Annotated in this window: 3 protein-coding genes and 1 pseudogene; 1 reads left to right on the top strand and 3 read right to left on the bottom strand. The window is 32.4% G+C overall.

What is annotated here, in order from left to right; translation table 11 throughout:
- Positions 1-800: 800 nt before the first annotated feature.
- From CVD18_RS21400 to CVD18_RS21390, 3 genes are all read right to left on the bottom strand, one after another.
- The gene (locus CVD18_RS21400; protein WP_103867504.1) at positions 801-3,098 is read right to left on the bottom strand and encodes an FdhF/YdeP family oxidoreductase; all 2,298 of its coding nucleotides are present in this window, start codon (positions 3,096-3,098) and stop codon (positions 801-803) included.
- 153 nt (positions 3,099-3,251) lie between these two features.
- On the bottom strand, positions 3,252-3,641 hold the full coding sequence (locus CVD18_RS21395; RefSeq protein ID WP_103867503.1) for a VOC family protein: 390 nt from the start codon (positions 3,639-3,641) through the stop codon (positions 3,252-3,254).
- 157 nt (positions 3,642-3,798) lie between these two features.
- Positions 3,799-4,602, bottom strand: a complete 804-nt coding sequence (locus tag CVD18_RS21390; protein WP_103867502.1) for an FAD-dependent monooxygenase — start codon at positions 4,600-4,602, stop codon at positions 3,799-3,801.
- A 104-nt stretch (positions 4,603-4,706) separates the two neighbouring features.
- Between CVD18_RS21390 and CVD18_RS21385 the strand changes: the two are divergent.
- A pseudogene (locus tag CVD18_RS21385) lies at positions 4,707-5,182 on the top strand (IS4 family transposase); the annotation flags it as partial.

Genomic DNA, 5,182 nt, shown 5'->3' with positions numbered 1-5,182 from the left:
CTTCTTCGCCACTAGCTCTTTGTTAATCAATAAGGAATCGAACCTTATAAACACTTATAATACGTGCCTTACTCCTGTATAATCTTTTAATAAACTTTACTTGTTTCTCTAAGCGGCTGCAAATATACAACCTTTTATTATCCCGCAAAGCTTTTTTTGATTTATTTTTAATTCTTTTTTCTTAAACCTAAATCAAAATCTATCTCAATGAACTAACCAAAACACTGCTCCGTTTTGCGGTTGCAAACCTACAACCTTTTTTTGTTCTGACAAGACTTTTTTTTAGTAATCTTAAAAGTTTCTCAAACCTCTTTTAAATCAAAATATATCTCAATGAACTTGCAAAACAATACCCCGTTTTGCGGGTGCAAACCTACAACCTTTTATCTAATTAATAACATAAAATTTGCAGTTTATTTATAATAAATTAACAAAACGCTGAAATAAAAATAGTTACAACTAAAATAAAAAGAAAACATCATATCTTATTAATGAAAAACATAGCTGATGACTGTAGACCCAAGTTAGGGTGTTCTATATATTTGAGAAAAGATCATTGTTACGTATACTCGTCATATAGTAAGAAATTGTATTAGGCGCTTGCTTTTTAACTCTCCTTATTATAGAGTAAAATGTATTATTCTTTTTCTGAATAAATTTTGACACCTCTCGTTACTTTATAATTAAAGCCAATTACCTGTCTTAATTATATTACTTCTTACATATAATTTTTGTTATTGGATAGGTCGCTTTGATAACTGTTTCTTATACGACTTGAAAAAAACACACTGTTTTATACACTACACCTTTTCTATCTTTACTACCACAGATTTACTTATCGGCGTATTACTTTTATCTGCATAGTGATTATAAGGAATCAAAACATTGGTTTCTGGGAAATATGATGCTAGATTACCTGATGGTATATTATAAGGTAGTATCAGAAAATTCTCTGCTTTTCTTTCTTTGTTATCATAATGACTTATCAAATTAACTACATCTAGTTTATTCAAAGACATTTTATCCATGTCTGATTGATTCATCAAGATAATTCTTCTCTCATTAAACACTCCCCGATATCTATCATTCAATCCATATATTGTGGTATTGAATTGATCGTGTGATCTAATGGTCATTAATAAAAACTCGTCTTCTCCTATACTATGGTTTGATAAAGAACATATGCTAAACTGTGCTTTTTGGTTGGGGAGCTTGCTAAAGTCTAATTCTCTCACATTATTTGGCAAATAAAACCCTGATCCTTTGGACCTATTATTAATATCATCGAATCCTTTGATGACTTGTTGAATTTTATCTCTGATTAATTCGTAATCTTCACTTAGATTTTTCCAGTCTACTTTGTGTTCTGTTTTGAAATAAGCGTCTGCAATCTTTCCTATTATTTCTGGTTCACTTTTTAAATTATCTGAAGCGGGTTTTAACAATCCTTTGGATTGATGCACTTTACCCATACTGTTTTCTACTGTAAAGTATCTAGGTTTACCGTTTTTACTATCTAACTCTGAGCGCCCTAAGGTTGGGAGTATTAAGGCTGTTTTGCCTGTAACCAAATGTGATCTATTGAGTTTTGTACTAATAGCTACTGTAAGATCACAATTTTGTAATGCTTGTGCTGTATATTCTGTATCTGATGCTGCTGATAGAAAATTCCCTCCTAAGGCAATAAATATTTTGGCTCTACCTTCATACATCGCTTCTATAGCGTGTACTGTATCTAGCCCTTCTTTATCTGGGGGTGTAAATCCAAAAGTATTTTCTATTGCGGTGTTTAATGCAGCTGAGACATGATGCATAATTCCAACGGTTCTATCTCCTTGTACATTACTATGTCCTCGTACGGGACATGTTCCTGCTCCAGGTTTTCCTAAACTACCTTTAAGTAATAATAGGTTTACGCATTCTTTTATATTATCTACCCCGTTTTTGTGCTGTGTCAATCCCATTGCCCAGCAAATAATGATCTTATTATTGTTTGCTAATAGATCAACGGTTTCATTTATCAGATTTTCTGCTACTCCTGACTGTACTAGCAGTTCCTCTTCTGAGTATTGTTGTGTATCTGCAAGGAGTTCCTCATATCCTTGAGTATAGGTTTCTATAAATGTATGATCAAATACATTGCCTTTTTCTTTATCTAGTTTTGCCAGTTTTTTGATGATCAACTTCAAAAGGGCAACGTCTTGATTTATTTTTACCTGAAGGTGTATATCTGTAAGTGCTGTCCCTGAAGCTAACACTCCTTTGACTTCTTGTGGATTTTTAAATCGTATTAATCCTGCTTCTTCTAATGGATTAACACTTATTACTTTTCCTCCGTTTTCTTTACATTTTTGTAAGGCTGATAACATCCTAGGATGGTTGGTTCCTGGATTTTGCCCAATTACCATTACTACTTCTGCCTTGTCGAAGTCTTCGAGTTTGACTGATCCTTTTCCTATTCCTAATGTTTCACTTAATGCTACTCCGCTAGATTCATGACACATATTAGAGCAATCAGGCATATTATTTGTTCCAAATGCTCGTATAAAAAGGCCATATAAAAATGCTGCTTCATTACTGGATCTACCTGAGGTGTAAAATACTCCTTCATCGGGTGAATTTAATTTATGTAATTCACTTGCTATTAATTCATAGGATTCTTGCCATGAGATGGGTTCATAATAGATACTTCCTGGTTTTAGGATCATAGGATCTGTCAACCTTCCACTTTTACCTATTTGATAATCTGACCAGTTTGATAATTCTTCTACAGAATATTTTGCAAAAAAATCTTTCCCTACTCTTTGATTGGTGGCTTCTTCTGCTATTGCTTTTGCTCCGTTCTCACAGTACTCACCTAATTTTGATGGTTTATCTGGATCTGGCCAAGCACATCCTGGGCAGTCAAATCCTTCTTTTTGGTTCATTCTAGAGAGTACATTCATAGATTTTACTACTCCCATTTCTTTAAAAACATGCTGAAGTGCAACTTTTACTGCTGGTAATCCAGCAGCGTAGGTCGCAGGTTCTTTCAATTGTATACCTGTAAAGTTATCGGGACCTAAAACAGATATGTTTCTTTTCTTGGTAGTACTCATGGATATATACTATAAAATGGAATATCTAACAATTATACGTAAAATCATCATACCACTTGGCTTCTCTATTACCTTTATAGACAGTACTGCTGATAGATTACAGAGCCAAAGATACATTTATAAATTAAACCCTCCTTTTTATAATACTTGTTCTTAAACTTCAAAATCGCGAATAGGTGCGGATATATCAATTATTACTCCATTAGGGTCTTTTAATAAAAATCGCCTTTGACCATAGAAGGTATCTTTGGGTGGTTCAACTATTTGAAATTTCTCTGCCTCTACTTTTTCAAATACTTTATTCACATTTTCTACTACAAATGTTATATACATTCCCTGAGGTTGGTTTTGAATATCTTTTGGAACAATCTCACTTATCGCATCAATGATCCCTATTTCTAAATTATTATTTTCTGATACCAAATGCACAAACCATTCACTATCATAATCAACTCTAAAATCAAATAGTTTTATATAAAATTCTTTACTTTTTACAAGATCATCTGAACAGATATTGATCATTAATCGGTTTAGTTTCTCCATTTGGATATTACGTTTATGACCTCAAAGTAGTTTTTTTATTTCAAACAGAACGCTGTCATCAAAAAAGAATAAGCTAGATGTTTGTAATTACTTGTAGTTAACAATGCGCTCTTTTATACTTTTTGGTTTTTAAGTGAAAAGTTTGAATGATTTCAATTTATACATTTGTTATGGTTTTATCAATACGATACATTTTGATCATTTGCTTTTTTAGTAGTTTATCGGGAATGCTTCTAAAAAGAAAATTTCTGATTCTTTTACCGTATTTGATATTGGCAATAATTCCCGTTCCCCAAGATTTTTTTACTATTTGATTTACTTTTTGATAGCGTAATTGATAAAATTCTGCAAATACTTTTGCTATATCTTTATTTTTTGAAATCATATTAGAAAGGTAAAACGCATCTTCTATGGCTTGTCCTCCTCCTTGTCCGAGGTCTGGAGTCATACTATGTGCGGCATCACCTATAAGACATATATTGTCTTGATACCATGTGTCTAGAATTTGGAGTTCACTTAAATCTGTTCTGATAATTTTTTCTATTGGTGTGTTTTGTATAAGATTAAGTGCCTCTGGATGAAAATCGATAAACATGTCATGTAGTTTTTTCTTTAATATCGATCTGTCATCTTGTTGGTTGGGTTCGCTTAAAGCTACAGCAAACCAGTATACTTTTCCTTCTTCTAGTCTAGAAATCCCAAATCGCAATTGCTCTCCCCACATTTCTACTCCTTTGTGGTTAAAATCTGAATTTATTTTATATGCTGCTACACCTCGCCAGCATGTTTGTCCTGAATACCTCAATCTACTTTCTGGAAAAAGTTGTGTTCTCACTTTAGAGTTTATACCATCTGCTCCTATAAGACATTGTGCATTAGCTGTTGAATCATCTTCAAAAATAATTTCAATCTGATCGTTTTCTATTGTTTTATATTTTTTGAAGGATTTACCACAGTACATGACAAAAATATAATTACTTGATTATTAGTAAAATACGCATGGCTTTATTATGATAAAGCATTGATTTTCAATATATTAGATGAATAATTCGACCTATTTATCTAATGGAGAAAACCAATGCTGTCACTAAAAATAGTGAATTAACTTCTGTTCTCAATACTCATTTTCAAGGAAAAATAAATCTAGCTCGCATAAAGCTAATAGCACTTTTTATTAGTAGCTTATGTAAAGTACAATCTGTAACCTTTGATAAATTGGCAAATGCTTTTGACACTACAGCTAACACTAGTTCTTCTTTAAGACGTATTCAACGTTTTATCGCTGAGTATACTTTGGAAGCTGATTTGATTGCCAAATTGGTGTTTAACTTATTACCCAAACAAGATAAAGTAAAATTAACTATTGATCGTACCAATTGGAAATTTGGACAAGCCAATATCAATATATTTATGTTAGGTGTTGTTTATCAAGGTGTAGCTTTTCCTCTGCTCTTTACCATGCTAGACAAAAGAGGAAATTCCAATAGTGGGGAACGTATCGCACTAATAGAACGCTTTATCAAATTGTTTGGTAAACAGTG

This window comes from Aquimarina sp. I32.4 (assembly GCF_002924285.1).
In the GTDB taxonomy this organism is placed as follows: domain Bacteria; phylum Bacteroidota; class Bacteroidia; order Flavobacteriales; family Flavobacteriaceae; genus Aquimarina.
The sequence above is the reverse complement of the archived record's forward strand: the minus strand, read 5'-3'. Positions and strand labels throughout refer to the sequence as shown.